13 protein-coding genes are annotated in these 13061 nt (G+C 65.6%); 4 read left to right on the top strand and 9 right to left on the bottom strand.

Going from position 1 to position 13061, the window contains the following annotated elements:
• The first annotated feature begins 32 nt into the window (after positions 1–32).
• Positions 33–683 (top strand): DUF1007 family protein, encoded by a 651-nt coding sequence (locus AC1DW9_RS08575; protein ID WP_441504316.1) that lies wholly within the window; start codon positions 33–35, stop codon positions 681–683.
• The gene (locus AC1DW9_RS08570) at positions 674–1693 is read left to right on the top strand and encodes a nickel/cobalt transporter (RefSeq protein WP_476775351.1); all 1020 of its coding nucleotides are present in this window, start codon (positions 674–676) and stop codon (positions 1691–1693) included. Before AC1DW9_RS08575 ends, AC1DW9_RS08570 begins: the two co-directional genes overlap by 10 nt.
• A 44-nt stretch (positions 1694–1737) precedes the next feature.
• Here AC1DW9_RS08570 and AC1DW9_RS08565 read toward each other — a convergent pair whose 3' ends face one another.
• From AC1DW9_RS08565 to AC1DW9_RS08540, 6 genes are all read right to left on the bottom strand, one after another.
• A complete protein-coding gene (locus AC1DW9_RS08565) occupies positions 1738–2679 on the bottom strand; it encodes a DUF6454 family protein (protein ID WP_441504314.1) in 942 nt (313 codons plus the stop codon).
• Between the two features lie 130 nt (positions 2680–2809).
• Positions 2810–3199, bottom strand: coding sequence for a nitrile hydratase accessory protein (locus AC1DW9_RS08560; RefSeq protein ID WP_441504313.1), 390 nt, complete (start codon positions 3197–3199; stop codon positions 2810–2812).
• A complete protein-coding gene (nthB, locus tag AC1DW9_RS08555; protein ID WP_441504312.1) occupies positions 3186–3845 on the bottom strand; it encodes a nitrile hydratase subunit beta in 660 nt (219 codons plus the stop codon). The genes AC1DW9_RS08560 and nthB overlap by 14 nt, the downstream gene beginning before the upstream one ends.
• Complete coding sequence (nthA, locus tag AC1DW9_RS08550) at positions 3842–4471, bottom strand: nitrile hydratase subunit alpha (protein ID WP_441487877.1); 630 nt, start codon at positions 4469–4471, stop codon at positions 3842–3844. Before nthA ends, nthB begins: the two co-directional genes overlap by 4 nt.
• A 10-nt stretch (positions 4472–4481) precedes the next feature.
• Positions 4482–5678: an amidase gene (locus AC1DW9_RS08545; RefSeq protein ID WP_476775350.1), complete on the bottom strand. Its 1197-nt coding sequence runs from the start codon at positions 5676–5678 to the stop codon at positions 4482–4484.
• Between the two features lie 5 nt (positions 5679–5683).
• The gene (locus AC1DW9_RS08540; RefSeq protein ID WP_476775349.1) at positions 5684–7273 is read right to left on the bottom strand and encodes a gamma-glutamyltransferase family protein; all 1590 of its coding nucleotides are present in this window, start codon (positions 7271–7273) and stop codon (positions 5684–5686) included.
• Between the two features lie 113 nt (positions 7274–7386).
• Between AC1DW9_RS08540 and AC1DW9_RS08535 the strand changes: the two genes are divergently transcribed.
• A complete protein-coding gene (locus AC1DW9_RS08535) occupies positions 7387–7626 on the top strand; it encodes a hypothetical protein (RefSeq protein ID WP_476775348.1) in 240 nt (79 codons plus the stop codon).
• A gap of 16 nt (positions 7627–7642) precedes the next feature.
• Here AC1DW9_RS08535 and AC1DW9_RS08530 read toward each other — a convergent pair whose 3' ends face one another.
• The 3 genes from AC1DW9_RS08530 to AC1DW9_RS08520 form a co-directional block, all read right to left on the bottom strand.
• Complete coding sequence (locus tag AC1DW9_RS08530) at positions 7643–8008, bottom strand: DUF1850 domain-containing protein (protein ID WP_476775347.1); 366 nt, start codon at positions 8006–8008, stop codon at positions 7643–7645.
• Positions 8005–10143 (bottom strand): TRAP transporter permease, encoded by a 2139-nt coding sequence (locus AC1DW9_RS08525; protein WP_476775346.1) that lies wholly within the window; start codon positions 10141–10143, stop codon positions 8005–8007. Before AC1DW9_RS08525 ends, AC1DW9_RS08530 begins: the two co-directional genes overlap by 4 nt.
• Before the next feature lie 86 nt (positions 10144–10229).
• Positions 10230–11198 (bottom strand): TAXI family TRAP transporter solute-binding subunit, encoded by a 969-nt coding sequence (locus AC1DW9_RS08520; protein WP_441487871.1) that lies wholly within the window; start codon positions 11196–11198, stop codon positions 10230–10232.
• A 240-nt stretch (positions 11199–11438) separates the two neighbouring features.
• On the opposite strand from AC1DW9_RS08520, the gene AC1DW9_RS08515 reads away from it, so the two are divergent.
• Complete coding sequence (locus AC1DW9_RS08515; protein ID WP_476775345.1) at positions 11439–13058, top strand: OpgD/OpgG family glucan biosynthesis protein; 1620 nt, start codon at positions 11439–11441, stop codon at positions 13056–13058.
• The last annotated feature ends 3 nt before the right edge of the window (positions 13059–13061 follow it).

Below are 13061 nucleotides of genomic sequence, written 5' to 3'. Positions count from 1 at the left end.
GCTTCGCCGCTGAAATCGAGGGATTCCCTGTCGTGACCCGATGCCGCCGCGGCCTTCTCATTCTCGCCGGACTTGCGGCCTGGTTCGGGTTCACCGGCCTCGCGGCCGCGCATCCCCATGTCTTCGTCAGTGCGCGCACCGAGATCATCTACGCCCCCGACGGCAGCGTGAAGGCTCTGAAGCATATCTGGAGTTTTGACGAGGCCTATTCCGCCTTCATCACGCAGGGGCTCGACAAGAATGGCGACGGCAAGCTCACGCCCGACGAGCTGACGGAGCTCGCCAAGGTCAACATGGAATCCCTGCCCGATGTCGGCTTCTTCACCATCGCCAAGGCGAACGGCAAGGTGCAGGCCTTCGGCGAGCCAAGCGAGGCTGCGCTCGCCTTCGAGAACAAGATCCTGACCTTGACCTATGTCCTGCCCCTCAAGCAGCCAGCCACCGCCAATCGGTCCTTCGGCATCGAGATCGGTGACCCGACCTATTTCGTCGCCTTCGACATCGCCGAGGCCGCTGACGCCGTGATCGCGCGCGATGCACCCAAGGGCTGCGTCGTCCGCATCGCTCGTCCGCCCAAACTCGACGCTGCCGTCCAGCAGAAGCTCGCGCAGGAAGACATCACAGCCCAGCCCGACATGAGCGGATACCAGGTCACGACGCGCGCGCTGGTCGCATGTCCCTGAGTCTCGCGCGTTCGACATCGCTACGCCTGCCGATCGTCTCGCGTCGGCTCGCCCTGATGGCCCTCGCGCTTCTGGCCGTTGCCGGCACCCTTGCCGTGCTGGCCTATGTGATTGCCAGCGTAAGCCCACCACCGCCCCCGCCACCGCGCAACCCCTTCGGGACTGCCCTGCCCCGCGAGGCCCTGCCTTCGACGACGGGCATCGGCGCGCTGCTCCTGTCCTGGCAATCGGCCTTCTATCGCGAACTCACCGCGACGCTGAAGGCGATCCACGCCAGCGGCGCAGCCCTGCCCGGCTTGCTTGCTCTGGCCTTCGGCTATGGCGTCTTTCATGCAGCCGGCCCCGGCCACGGCAAGGCAGTGATCTCCGGCTATATCGTCGCCGATAATCGCGGCCTCAGGCGTGGCCTCGCCTTGAGCTTTGCCGCCGCGATCCTCCAGGCGCTGGTCGCCATTGCACTGGTCCTGACCCTGACGATCGCCTTGAGAACGACCGCTGCGACCATGAGCGCGACGACGACGCTGATCGAGCAGGCGAGTTTCGCGCTGGTCGGGCTGGTCGGACTATGGGTGCTTTGGCGCAAGGCCGGGGCGCTGCTCGCCCTGTCGGGCGATGCCGCCGCCCATGATCCGGCCTGCGACCATGTTCACATGCCCGGTCCCGACGAGATCGCCCGATTGCGCGGCTGGCGTGAGATGGCCGGCGTGGTTTTCGCGGCCGGCCTGCGTCCTTGCGCCGGCGCTCTCATTATTCTCGTCTTCGCCTTCTCGCAGGGGCTGCTCTGGGCCGGCATCGCCGCGACCTTCGCCATGGCGCTCGGCACGGCCCTGACCACGGGAGCGCTTGCTGCGCTCGCGGTCTTCTTCAAGTTCGCAGCCCTGAAACTGGCCGGAGGCAGCAGCCTGCGCGGAGCAAGAGTGATCGCAGGGCTCGAACTGCTCGCCGCCGCTTTCGTCGCCGTGCTGGGCGCAGCACTCTTCCTCGGACTCTGGGTGACCCAGGGAAGCTGAGCCCCCGATGCCGCCGCGCTTGCGTCCGTTTTGCTTCGTCGCCCTTACTTGGCCGTCGCCTCGTAGGTGAAGAGCACCGACTTGTCGTCATCCGGGATGAAATGGGCCCGCACGCCGTCAGCAGTCGGCTCGACCCAGAACGGGTTCTGCGTCATCGGCAATCCAGACGGCGACCAGAGCTCGATCGGTACCTGATAGACGGGCCGATTATCCCTGAGGTCGACGATCTCGAACCCGCCGAGGCGAAAGATCGGTCCGTCTTTCGTCGCGCGATAGGCGTTGAGGCCGGAGCAGAGCATCCGGCTCATGCCGATATAGTGGCAGTCCTGATAGTCGATATAGAGCGCGGGATTGATGACCCGCAGTTGTTCAGGCGCCACGTCTGGATTGGTCACCCGGCCCTCGCCGTCCAGGGTCCATTTGTAGAAGCGGCGCGAACCCCAGCTTACCCCATGCAGCGATTTGTCGTCGGTATTGTGGACGATGCCGCCGATATGGTCCTTGAAGCGCAGCACCTCGGTCGCCTTCAGCGTCTCCGGATCGACCTTGTAGACGATCGACTGACTATTCGGCCGATACTCGGCAACCGTCACCCAGATATGCTTGCCATCGAAGTCGATCCCGCCGGGGTGGTACATCGAGCCCTCGCCGAGCGTGATGCTGGCCAGGAGCTTCCCCTCGGCATCGACCTTGAAGAGATGGCCGACGCCCTCGCCGGTATCACGATCATAGCCATCGCGGGGTTCGGAGAAGCGGGTCGTCGGCTTCGTGATCTCGACCGAGGAGACGAAGAAGGCATCGCCGATCTTCAGCATGCCTTGCGGGTGATGTGTCGGGAATTGCAGCGGAACGGCAGCTTTCTGCGTCCATTGCGTGTTGCGGGTGAGCTTTTCGATACGCCCGTTGAGGGCCGGATCGGCCGCATGGGCAGGCGCGGTCAGCAACAAACCGGCAAGGCCGACCAGGCAAGTCATCGTCTTTTTCATCAGGGCCTCCCAGACCGCATGTTTCTCCGAAAGCAGAGCCGATGCCGATCGCGATGTCGTCCCCTATCCAGCGCCCGACAAACTCATGTGACAAGTCCACGCCGCAGTGATGCCGAAGCGTTGCGCGCCCTCAGCTCACGCGCTGCGGGTCGTTCTCCAGCAGGATCGGCTTGCCATGCGGCGTCGCCTCGGCCGCGCGCTCCCAGGACGCCGCGAGCGCTTCGACGCCCTCATGCGAGGCCAGCCCCTTGGCGATCAGGAGATGCTCCAGCGCCTCGCACCAGCGTTCGTAATAATCGGAACCGTCGCGGCAGCCGCCGGCCGCGACCGCCTCCCGGATTTCGGCCCCGAGGGCTTGCGCCCATTCCTGCGCGGAAAAGATGCCCCGGTTCTGCAGCGCAACGACCAGCGCAAAGGCCTGGGCCTGCCAGGGTTCCGCAAAGACCGGCCCTTCCGCATCGCGCGGGATCGGCGTGCCCGCTGCGAGCGCATCGGCAAGGGCTGCGTCAGGCCGGTTCAAGATAGCTCTCCCACGCCTCGACGCTGACGCTGGACGTCGGGTCCGCATCGCGGCCCCAGAGTTCGGGGCCACTGAAGACCACGGTATAGAGCCATTGCGCTGTTTCCGGTGCACCATGGGCGCCGGTATCGGGGAAGACGTGGTTGCCGCGGATTGCCTCGATCCGGCCGAGCTTGCCGCGGGCATAGCGTGGCAGGCGAGTATGGCCGGCCGGGTGCATCACGATGGCGCGCACACGATCGCCGACAGCAAACAGCGCCGACGCCGAAGCCTCGCGCTCATAGGGAAAGCCACGCCGCAACACGGCTGGGACATCTGCGCCGTTCAGCACCCGTTTAGGCGTCGTCCCTGCCCCTGCGGATGTCCCGCTGTCCATCTCGGCCGGCGTCGCAAAGCCGTGCCGCTGCAGCACCGTCCGCAACCCTTCGTACCAGATCTCGTAATAGGAGAAGGAAAGGTAATCTGCCGGCGGGATGCTCTCGCGCGCATGCCGGATCTCGTCGATGGTCCAGTGCCCCATGGCGCCTGCCGCGACGTTCAGCGCGAGCATGCGGCTCTCCCATCCGCCATGGAAGACCGGCTCGTTCGGCTCCGGCATAACGGGCCCGAAGCCCATTTGGCCGCCGAGATCCTGCCCGCCATTCATGCTGACGCTCCCGCCTTCGGCAACCCGACGCCGATCATCGAATCCCGCGTGACGATGCCGGCAAGCCTCTCCTCGTCCCAGCCCTCGGTACCGGCAGGGCGCTGCGGGATGACGAGGAAGCGCGTCTCGGCGGTTGAATCCCAAACCCGGATGCGCTGGCCCGCGGGCAGCGTCACGCCAAAATCGGCCAGCACGCCGCGCGGATCGATGACGGCGCGCGAGCGATAGGGCGGCGACTTGTACCAGACCGGCGGCAGGCCGAGCACCGGCCACGGATAGCAGGAGCACAGCGTGCAGACGATCAGATTGTGCTCGTCGGGAGTGTTGAACACCGCAACGATATGCTCCCCGCCACGGCCGCCATAGCCGAGCTCGGCGACGGCCGCCGTGCCGTCCTGCCTGAGCCGTTCTGCGAAAGCGGGGTCCGTCCAGGCCTTCGCCACGACCAGCGCGCCATTGCGCGGGCCGACCTTGGTCTCGTAGGTCTCGACAATGGCATCGAGCGCCGCCGGGTCGACATAGCCCTTGGCGACGAGGAGCGTTTCCAGCGCCTTCACCCGCGCCTCGATCGGCGTGAAGTGATTGTCATGGTCGTGATGATGGTGGTGGTGATCGTGCCCGCTCATGGCAGCCTCCTCACGCAATCCTGATCCGTGCCGCCCGCTCGAACTTGACGGCGAAATGCACAAGCGACTTGTCCGAGCCCTTCGGCCCGATCAGAGACAGGCCGAGCGGCGCCTCGTCGCGCTGGGCCGCCGGAATCGTCACCTGCGGAAAGCCGGAGAGCCCGGACAGGCAGAGTAGCCGCAGTGCCCGGTTGCGGAAATCCTCCAGCTCGCCTTCGGTCGCGCTGACCAGCGGCGCGATATCCGGCACCGTCGGCAGGATCAAGACACCGTCCGAGCCCAGCAGCCGCGCAAGCTTGGCCCGGAAGGCCTTGCGCAGACTTTCGCCCTTGGCGTAGTCCTCGTCACTCACTGATTTCGAAAAGGCGAAGCGCTCGGCGACGCCCGGTCCGAGCGGCGGATGGAACCGCTCGATCATCGCGCCGTCGGCGTTCCAGGCATCGCGCCCTTGCACCCAGCGGAACGCCCAATAGAGCGCATCGATATCGCGCGCGACCTTGACGGTCTCGGGCTGACCCATCAGCGGCATCGCGCGCTGCACGACATTGCGCAGCACATTCTCGGCATCCGGCGTCGCTTGCGCAAACATGTCCTGTGCCAGCAGGAGACGCGGGATCTCCGGCAGGACCGACCGATCCTTGCCGAGCACGACATCGGCGACGCGGGCAAAGGTCTTGCCGTCGCGCGCGAACCAGCCCGGTGTATCCAGGCTCTCGGCCAGCGGCCAGGTCCGCTTCAGTGAAAGTCGGCCATGTGTCGGCCTGATGCCGAACAGCCCACCATAGCTCGCGGGCGCGCGGACAGAGCCGCCCGTGTCGGAGCCAAGCGCGATATCGGCAAGCTTGCCGGCAACGGCCGCCATCGAGCCCGAGGACGAGCCGCCGGTGATGCGGTCGGGCGCAGCCGGATTGATCGGCGCGCCGAAATGCGCGTTCTTGCCATTCATCGAAAAGGCGAGTTCGTCGGTGATCGTCTTGCCGACGAAGCGAGCCCCGGCATCCAGCAGCGCCTTCACGATCGGCGCCGTCTTGGTCTTGATCCCCGACTGCGCCAGCACCGTCGGCGAACCCGCCCCCGTGGGGTAACCCTTGACGTCGAACAGGTCCTTGACCGCGAGCGTCAGTCCGGCGAGCGGGCCATCCGGCGCGTTCTTAACCGGCGCGTCCGGATAGGGCATGAAACAGCGGAAGGGATCGTCCTTGACCATCAAGCTCAAACTCCCCTCGCATCGCCATCGGAGCGCGGATCATGCGTCGCTTCGACATGGCCCTTCTGATGTTTCACCAGCATGCCGGCATGGCCGAAGCTGTCGGCATAGGCTTCGCTGTACTCCTCGACCGGGTGGCCGGCGGCAGTAAGCCTCGCGAGCAGCATCGGATCGAACCGGCTTTCCAGCTTGAGCGAAAGCGAACCGGCACCCCAGGTCTTGCCGAAGAGCCAGCGCGGCGCATCGACTGCGGTCGCGGGATTCTGGCCGAACCGATAGCGCGTCAGGATCTGCGCCTGGAACTGCGGCTGGCCGTCACCACCCATCGCGCCATAGGAAACCACGCGCCCGTCATCGAAGCGGGCGAGCGGCGGATTCAACGTGTGGAAGGGCTTGCGGCCCGGCGCCAGCGGATTCAGCGCGGCCTTGTCGAGCGAGAAGGAGACGCCGCGATTCTGCCAGTGGATACCGGTCTTGGGCAGGACGCATCCCGAGCCATATTCCCAATAGATCGATTGGATATAGGAGACGGCGAGCCCGTTGCCGTCGATAGCGCCCATCCAGACCGTGTCGCCCTCGCGAGGCGCGAAGAGCCAGCTCGCGGCCCGCTTGCGATCGATCGCCGCCGCCTCGCGGGCGAGGGCCGCCTCGGTGAGGAAGCTCGCAGGATCCGCCTTCATATGGGCAGGGTCGGTGATCTGCCGATCGCGGATGGCAAAGGCGCGCTTGGTCGCTTCGACCAGCCCGTGATGATGGTCAAAACCCTCCGCCCGCGTCACGCCGAGCTTCTCGAAGATGCCGAGGATCAACAGCGAGGCGAGCCCCTGGGTCGGAGGCGGGAAATTATAGACGGTTAGGCCTGGCAGTTTCATCGACAGCGGCTGGACGGCGCGGGCCTTGAAAGCGGTGAGATCCGCCCGTGTAACCGGCGCGCCCATCGCCTCAAGATCGGCGCCGATCTCCCGGCCGATATCGCCGCGGTAGAAATCATCGAGCCCGGCATCGGCCAGCTGCTTGAAGGTACCCCCGAGCGCATCCGGCTTCCGGCGCGCACCCGCCGTCGGCCGCTCGCCGTCCGGCCAGAAGAAGTCGCTGAAACCGGGAGCCAGCTTTGTCGCCTCTGCCTCTTGCGGCCAGGTTCTCAGCTCGGAGTCCGGGACGGCGTAACCGGCGTCGCAATGAGTGATCGCATCGGCGAGCAGATCGCGCACCGGCATTTTCCCGCCGAGTGTCTTCGCCAGCTCCAGAGCGGCCTGCCAACCGCCGACCGCACCAGCAACGGTCACCGCCGCATCGGCGCCGCGCGAGGGGATGCTGTCATGCCCCTTCTCGCGATAGCGCTCGATCGTCGCCAATGTGCCCGCCGGACCACAGGCCTCGATCGCATGCACCTTGCCGCCGGGCTCGTGCACCAACCAGAACCCGTCACCACCAATGGCATTCATATGCGGATAGACCACGGCAATGGTCGCCGCCATCGCCACCATGGCCTCGATCGCATTGCCCCCCTCGGCGAGAACGGCGCGCCCGGCTTCCGAGGCGAGGCGATGGGGCGCAGCTGCGGCACCAGTGGAGAAAACAGGCGTATCGATCATCAGGGGGATTTCAATCCAGCCGGGAGCAACCATTTGCCGAGTGGCGCGATTTTGTTGCATGCCGGCAGCGCGTCGGCTAGGTCGTAGCGCGCATGAATTCTCAAGGAACGAACATGGCTGAAGAGAGTGGCACCTGGCGTACCATGATCATGGTGATCTCGCTCGGCATTCTGATCGCCGTCGAGCTCTTCGGCGTCGCACTGGCATCGGGCTGGGCCCTCGCCGGGCTTTTCGAGCTCGGCCATATCGTCGGCTATATCCTGATGGCGCTGTTCTCGGGCTTTGCGGCCTACGGGATGCTCGCCTTCATGCGTCGCGTGTTCAAGTTCGAGCATATCGGCGAGCGCCACTGAACTCAGCCACACGGCCTCAGCCGCAGGGTTTGAGAACGACCGGATCGGCCTCTTCGGGCAGATAGCTGCCCATTGGCCGGCAAGCTGCCCCGACACAGATCGTCCAGTCCGCCGTCGCGCCCGAGCGCCGCATCACGACCTCGGCGAGTGCCGGCAAGGCCGGTGTCCAGCGCCAGAAGCCGTCGCGCAATCTCGCGCCGTCGGGCGGGTCCATGCCGGCTCCTGATCCTTCGATGCGGGCCTCGACGAGCCGCAGACCGTCTGGCGTCTCCCTCCAGACCTCTTCCCACAGCGTCTTCTGTACCGAATGCCGCCAGCCGAGCGTGATCTCGTCGGCGCCGAGCGCGACGACGAGTGCGCCGGCCGCCAGGCACAGGCTCACGCTGTGCTGCTCGCCCGCTGGCCGCGCGTCTCCCACCAGTGGCGTGCAACCAACGCGGCAGCGAGCAGATAGCCGAGCGCGTCGCTATAGGCGAACTCTCCGAACAGGAACACCGCAGCCACGAAGGCGAGGATGCGTTCCGTCACGTTGAGACGGTCGAACAGATAGCCGATGGCAACGATCCCGAAGAGACCGATGGCGACGCTGGCCTTGAAAACGGCGTAGATCACCGAAGGCCAGAAACCGATCAGGGCCGACATCGGATCGCCCTGTTGCAGCATCAGCGCCGGCGAATAGACCGCGATGAATGGGATAACATAGCCCGCCAGCGCGACCCGCATCGCTTCCCAGCCGATCTTGTCCGGGTTTTCCTTCGCGATCGGCGCCGCCGCGAGTGCCGCCAGGGCCACGGGCGGCGAGAGATCGGCCATGATGCCGTAGTAGAACGCGAACATGTGGCTCACGATCAGCGGTACGCCAAGCTGCTCTAGCGCCGGAGCCGCCAAGGCTGCCACGATGATGTAGGTCGGGATCGTCGGGATCCCGGTGCCGAGCAGGATCGACAGGATCATCGTCAGGACCAATGCCAGGAACAGGCTGGTCTTGCCGAGCCCGATGACCCAGGCGCCGAAGGTCGTGCCGATGCCCGTCTGCGTCATCAGGCCGATGATGGTTCCGACGATCGCGCACGCAATGCCCACAGGCAGCGCGGTCTTGGCCGCATCGGCCAGCGCATTGCGGCAGATCACCAGCGTGGCGCGACCGCCGATGGTGAGGGCGTTCAGGGCGATCAAACCGGCGATCAGCCCCGCGACAACCCTGACGTCCATCCCGTTGCGCAGCAGCGCCCCCGCAATCAGGCCGAGGCCCACCCAGAAGATCACGCGCAGCGTCATCGTCTTGAACCCGAGCGCGACACCGGTGCCCAGCAGCAGGCCAACGGTCAGCGCTAGCCCGATCGTGCCGGCGAAGAGCGGGGTGAAGCCGTGGAACAGCATGAAGACCAGCACGGCGAGCGGCAGCGCCAGATACCAGCGCTCGCGCAGGGCCTTGAGCGGGCTGGGCAGCAAGCGCCGCTCGATGCCTTTGAGGCCGTGTTTGCCTGCCTCGAGATGCACCATCCAGAACGCCGAGGCGAAATAGAGCACTGCCGGGATTGCTGCGGCCTTGACGATCTCCGAATAATCCACGCCCAGCGTCTCGGCCATGATGAAGGCGGCCGCCCCCATCACGGGCGGCATGATCTGCCCGCCCATCGAGGCAGTGGCTTCGACTCCGGCGGCGAAGGCGCGCCGATAGCCGAACTTGATCATGAGCGGGATCGTGAACTGCCCGACCGTGACGACATTCGCGACACCCGAGCCCGAGATCATGCCCATCAGGCCGGAGGAGAACACCGCGACCTTGGCGGGGCCCCCACGCGCGCTGCCGAAGAGCCCAAGCGAAACGTCATTGAAGAGGTGGATCATCCCGGCCTTCTCCAGGAAGGAGCCGAAGACGATGAAGAGGAAGATATAGGTCGCCGACACATAGGTCGGCACGCCGTAGAACCCCTCAGTGCCGAAGGACAGATGGCCGATGATCTGATCGAAACCGTAGCCGCGATGATTGAGCGGCGACGGCAGGTACTGGCCGAAGAACCAGTAAAGCAGGCACACACCGCACATGATCGGCAGGGCATTGCCCATCAGCCGCCGCGCGGCCTCGAAGATGAGAACGATCAGCAGCGTTCCAACCACGAGATCGGCGGTCGAGGGATCGCCATCGCGCAGGATCAGATCGGCGTAGAAGACGAGCTGATAGAGGCCGACACCGAAACCGATGACACCCAGCGCCCAGCCAGCCCAGCGCCCTGCATTGGTCTTCGCCTTGAAATTGGCGACGAGGCCGAAACTGAGCAGCAGAAGGAAGCCGACATGGACGCCGCGCACCGCCTGGCTCGGCAGCACATGCCAGGCTGAGATCGCGATCTGGAAACAGGCGAATGCGAGCGCGACGGCATAGGCTAGCAAGCCCCAGCGGCCGGGCCCGAAACCCGGCGGAAAGCCGTGCTCGAAATTGTCGAGCGCCGCATTCTCGACCGGCGTTTCGCTCGCGCCCGAAAGCGCGTGCAGTTGGTCCGTCTGACTCGTCATCGCGTCGCATATCCCCAATGGCGTGCGCATGCGCCGGCGCCGCCTGCCCGAAGGCCAGCGCCGGGAGAGTTAAATGCGAGAGCTGATCAGGACCCGACCTTGAGGCCCTTTTCCTTCAGATAGCGCGCCGCGCCCGGATGCAGCGGCACCGGCATGCCCTCGAGCGCGCTCTCGAGCTTGATCGCCTTGCCGGCCGAGTGCGCTGCGCCAAGTTCCCCGAGATTATCGAAGATATTCTTCGTCATCTGGTAGACGAGCTCCTCCTTCACCCCCTCATGAGTGACGAGGTAGTTCACCACTGCCGCCGTGTTCACCGCGGCCGCCTGGCCGCCATAGGTGTTGGCGGGAATGGTCGCGCTGACGAAAGGCGCTCCGGCCTTGTCGATGACCGCCTTCGGCACTTCGACGACGACGATCTCGACCGAGGATGCGAGATCGCGGATGGAGGCCACGCCGAGGCCCGCCGACTGAAGCGTCGCGTCGAGCTGGCGGTTCTTCATCAGCTCGACCGATTCGGCGAAGGGCAGATACTCGATCTTGCCAAGGTCCTTGTAGGCCAGGCCTGCCGCCGCGAGGATCGCGCGCGCATTCAGCTCGGTGCCGGATTTCGGGGCTCCCACCGAAAGCCGCTTGCCCTTGAGATCGGCGAGCGTCTTGATGCCGCTTTCCTTGGACGCGACGATCTGCACGAAATTCGGATAGATCGCGGTGATGCCGCGCAATTTCTTCAGAGGGCTCTTGAAGCCGGCATCTTCATCGCCCTTCCAGGCCGCATCGAGGGAATCGCCGAGCGTGAAGGCGAGTTCGCCACGCCCCTGCTGCAGGAGCACGAGGTTCTCGACTGATGCCTTGGTCGCCTGCACCGTCGGGCGGGTGCCCGGAATCTTCTCGCCGTAGATCTTCGAGAGGGCAACGCCCATCGGATAATAGACGCCGGAGGTGCCTCCGGTCAGCACGTTGACGAACTCTTGCGCGCGAGCGCCCGCAGGAGCAGCGGCGATCAGCAAGGCGGTAGCGATACCGGCCAGAGACCGGCCGCGAAACAGCGTCTTCATGGATCCTCCCAGAACCTTAGTTCCCAGCACGAGCGGCCGGGCTTTAACCCTTGTAGAACGGCCCGTTGAGACAAGGAAAGCCCAGGAAATGCATTGCCGGGGCAGCTCCGCCGCGCGCCCGTGACGCTTTCGCCATTTTTCCGGTGCATCCGGCAGGCTCCCGAGCCTGGTTGCCCTTGCCCTTTGGACAGGTTAGCCCGGACAATATTCCCTCAGAAGCGTTCCGAGATCCGTCCAACCATGCAAGCCCGCACGAAATCGCCTTCCCTGGACCGCCGCACGCTGCTCGCCGGCGCAAGCGCCACGGCGGCGCTCGCCGCGCTCGGCTTCGCACCGGCAGCCCTGGCGCAGCAGGGGCTGAAGCTCGGCGAGGCTGAGGCGTTCAGCTTCGAAGGGCTGAAGGCGCGCGCCCGCGACCTCGCGAACAAGCCTTATGCGCCGCCCCCGCCGCCGCGCGCCGATATCTTGGCGCGGATCGATTACGACGCCCATGGCAAGATCAAATTCAAGCCGGAGATGGCCTTGTGGGCGAACGGTCCCTCGCCCTGGCCGGTGACCTTCTTCCATCTCGGCCGCTACTTCCAGAAGCCGGTGCGCATGCATGTCCTGGACAGCGGCAAGGCGCGCGAGATCGTCTATGACGAGAGCTATTTCGAGATGCCGGCGGATTCACCGGCGCGCCAATTGCCGGCGGGAGCGGGTTTCGCGGGTTTCCGCTTCCAGGAGAGCCGCTCCGGACATCCCGGCCGCAAGGGCGAGAAGCTCGACTGGCAGAAGAATGACTGGGTCGCCTTCCTCGGCGCCTCCTATTTCCGCGCCATCGGCGAACTCTATCAATATGGCCTGTCTGCCCGCGGCCTTGCCATCGATCCGGCCGTCGGCGGCAAGCCTGAAGAGTTTCCGGATTTCACCCATATCTGGCTGGAGACGCCGCAGGCCTCGGCCGAGTACGTCGTTGTCTATGCCCTGCTCTCCGGCCCCAGCGTCGCCGGCGCCTATCGCTTCCGGATGCATAGAGGCAAGGGCGTCGACATGGAGATCGAGAAGGCGATCTTCCTGCGCAATGACGTCGCCCGGCTCGGCATCGCGCCCCTGACCTCGATGTACTGGTATTCGGAGACCGCGAAATCGACCGCCGTCGACTGGCGCCCCGAAGTGCATGATTCCGACGGCCTCGCGCTCTGGACCGGCTCCGGAGAGCGCGCCTGGCGCCCCCTCAACAACCCCAGCCGCACCACAGCCTCGTCCTTCGTCGACAACAATCCGCGCGGTTTCGGCCTGATGCAGCGCGACCGCGAGGTCGGTCATTATCTCGACGGCGTCTTCTACGAGCGCCGCCCCAGCCTCTGGATCGAGACGATCGGCCAATGGGGCAAAGGCGCCGTTCAGCTCATCGAGATCCCGACCGACGACGAGATTCACGACAATATCGTCGCGATGTGGGTGCCCGAGGGTCCCGCCAAGGCCGGGGCCGCCTACGAGTTCCACTACAAGCTGCATTGGCTCGCGGACGAGCCCTTCCCCTCGCCGCTCGGCCGCGTCGTCGCGACACGGCTCGGCAATGGCGGCCAGCCCGGGACCACCCGGCCGAAGGGCGTGCGCAAATTCATGGTCGAGTTCAAAGGCCCGGTGCTGGAGAACATTCCCTTCGGCGTGAAGCCCGAGGTCGTGCTCTCGGCCTCGCGCGGCGCGTTCTCCTATGTCTTCGCCGAGGCCGTGCCGAACGACGTGCCCGGCCATTGGCGCGCGCAATTCGACCTGACGGTCGAGGGAGCGGATCCGGTCGAGATGCGCTGCTTCCTGCGCGGCGGCGACACCGTCCTGACCGAAACCTGGCTGTACCAGTATCTGCCGTTCTGAGCG

This window comes from Allobosea sp. P4_E12 (genome assembly GCF_056401655.1).
This window is presented reverse-complemented; position numbering and strand designations above follow the sequence as displayed.

Excerpts from the sequence above, each read along its gene's own strand:
- AC1DW9_RS08570 (WP_476775351.1), top strand. The coding sequence starts at position 674 with ATGTCCCTGAGTCTCGCGCGTTCGACATCGCTACGCCTGCCGATCGTC.
- AC1DW9_RS08565 (WP_441504314.1), bottom strand. The coding sequence starts at position 2,679 with ATGAAAAAGACGATGACTTGCCTGGTCGGCCTTGCCGGTTTGTTGCTG.
- nthB (WP_441504312.1), bottom strand. The coding sequence starts at position 3,845 with ATGAATGGCGGGCAGGATCTCGGCGGCCAAATGGGCTTCGGGCCCGTT.
- nthA (WP_441487877.1), bottom strand. The coding sequence starts at position 4,471 with ATGAGCGGGCACGATCACCACCACCATCATCACGACCATGACAATCAC.
- AC1DW9_RS08545 (WP_476775350.1), bottom strand. The coding sequence starts at position 5,678 with ATGGTCAAGGACGATCCCTTCCGCTGTTTCATGCCCTATCCGGACGCG.
- AC1DW9_RS08540 (WP_476775349.1), bottom strand. The coding sequence starts at position 7,273 with ATGATCGATACGCCTGTTTTCTCCACTGGTGCCGCAGCTGCGCCCCAT.
- AC1DW9_RS08535 (WP_476775348.1), top strand. The coding sequence starts at position 7,387 with ATGGCTGAAGAGAGTGGCACCTGGCGTACCATGATCATGGTGATCTCG.
- AC1DW9_RS08525 (WP_476775346.1), bottom strand. The coding sequence starts at position 10,143 with ATGACGAGTCAGACGGACCAACTGCACGCGCTTTCGGGCGCGAGCGAA.
- AC1DW9_RS08520 (WP_441487871.1), bottom strand. The coding sequence starts at position 11,198 with ATGAAGACGCTGTTTCGCGGCCGGTCTCTGGCCGGTATCGCTACCGCC.
- AC1DW9_RS08515 (WP_476775345.1), top strand. The coding sequence starts at position 11,439 with ATGCAAGCCCGCACGAAATCGCCTTCCCTGGACCGCCGCACGCTGCTC.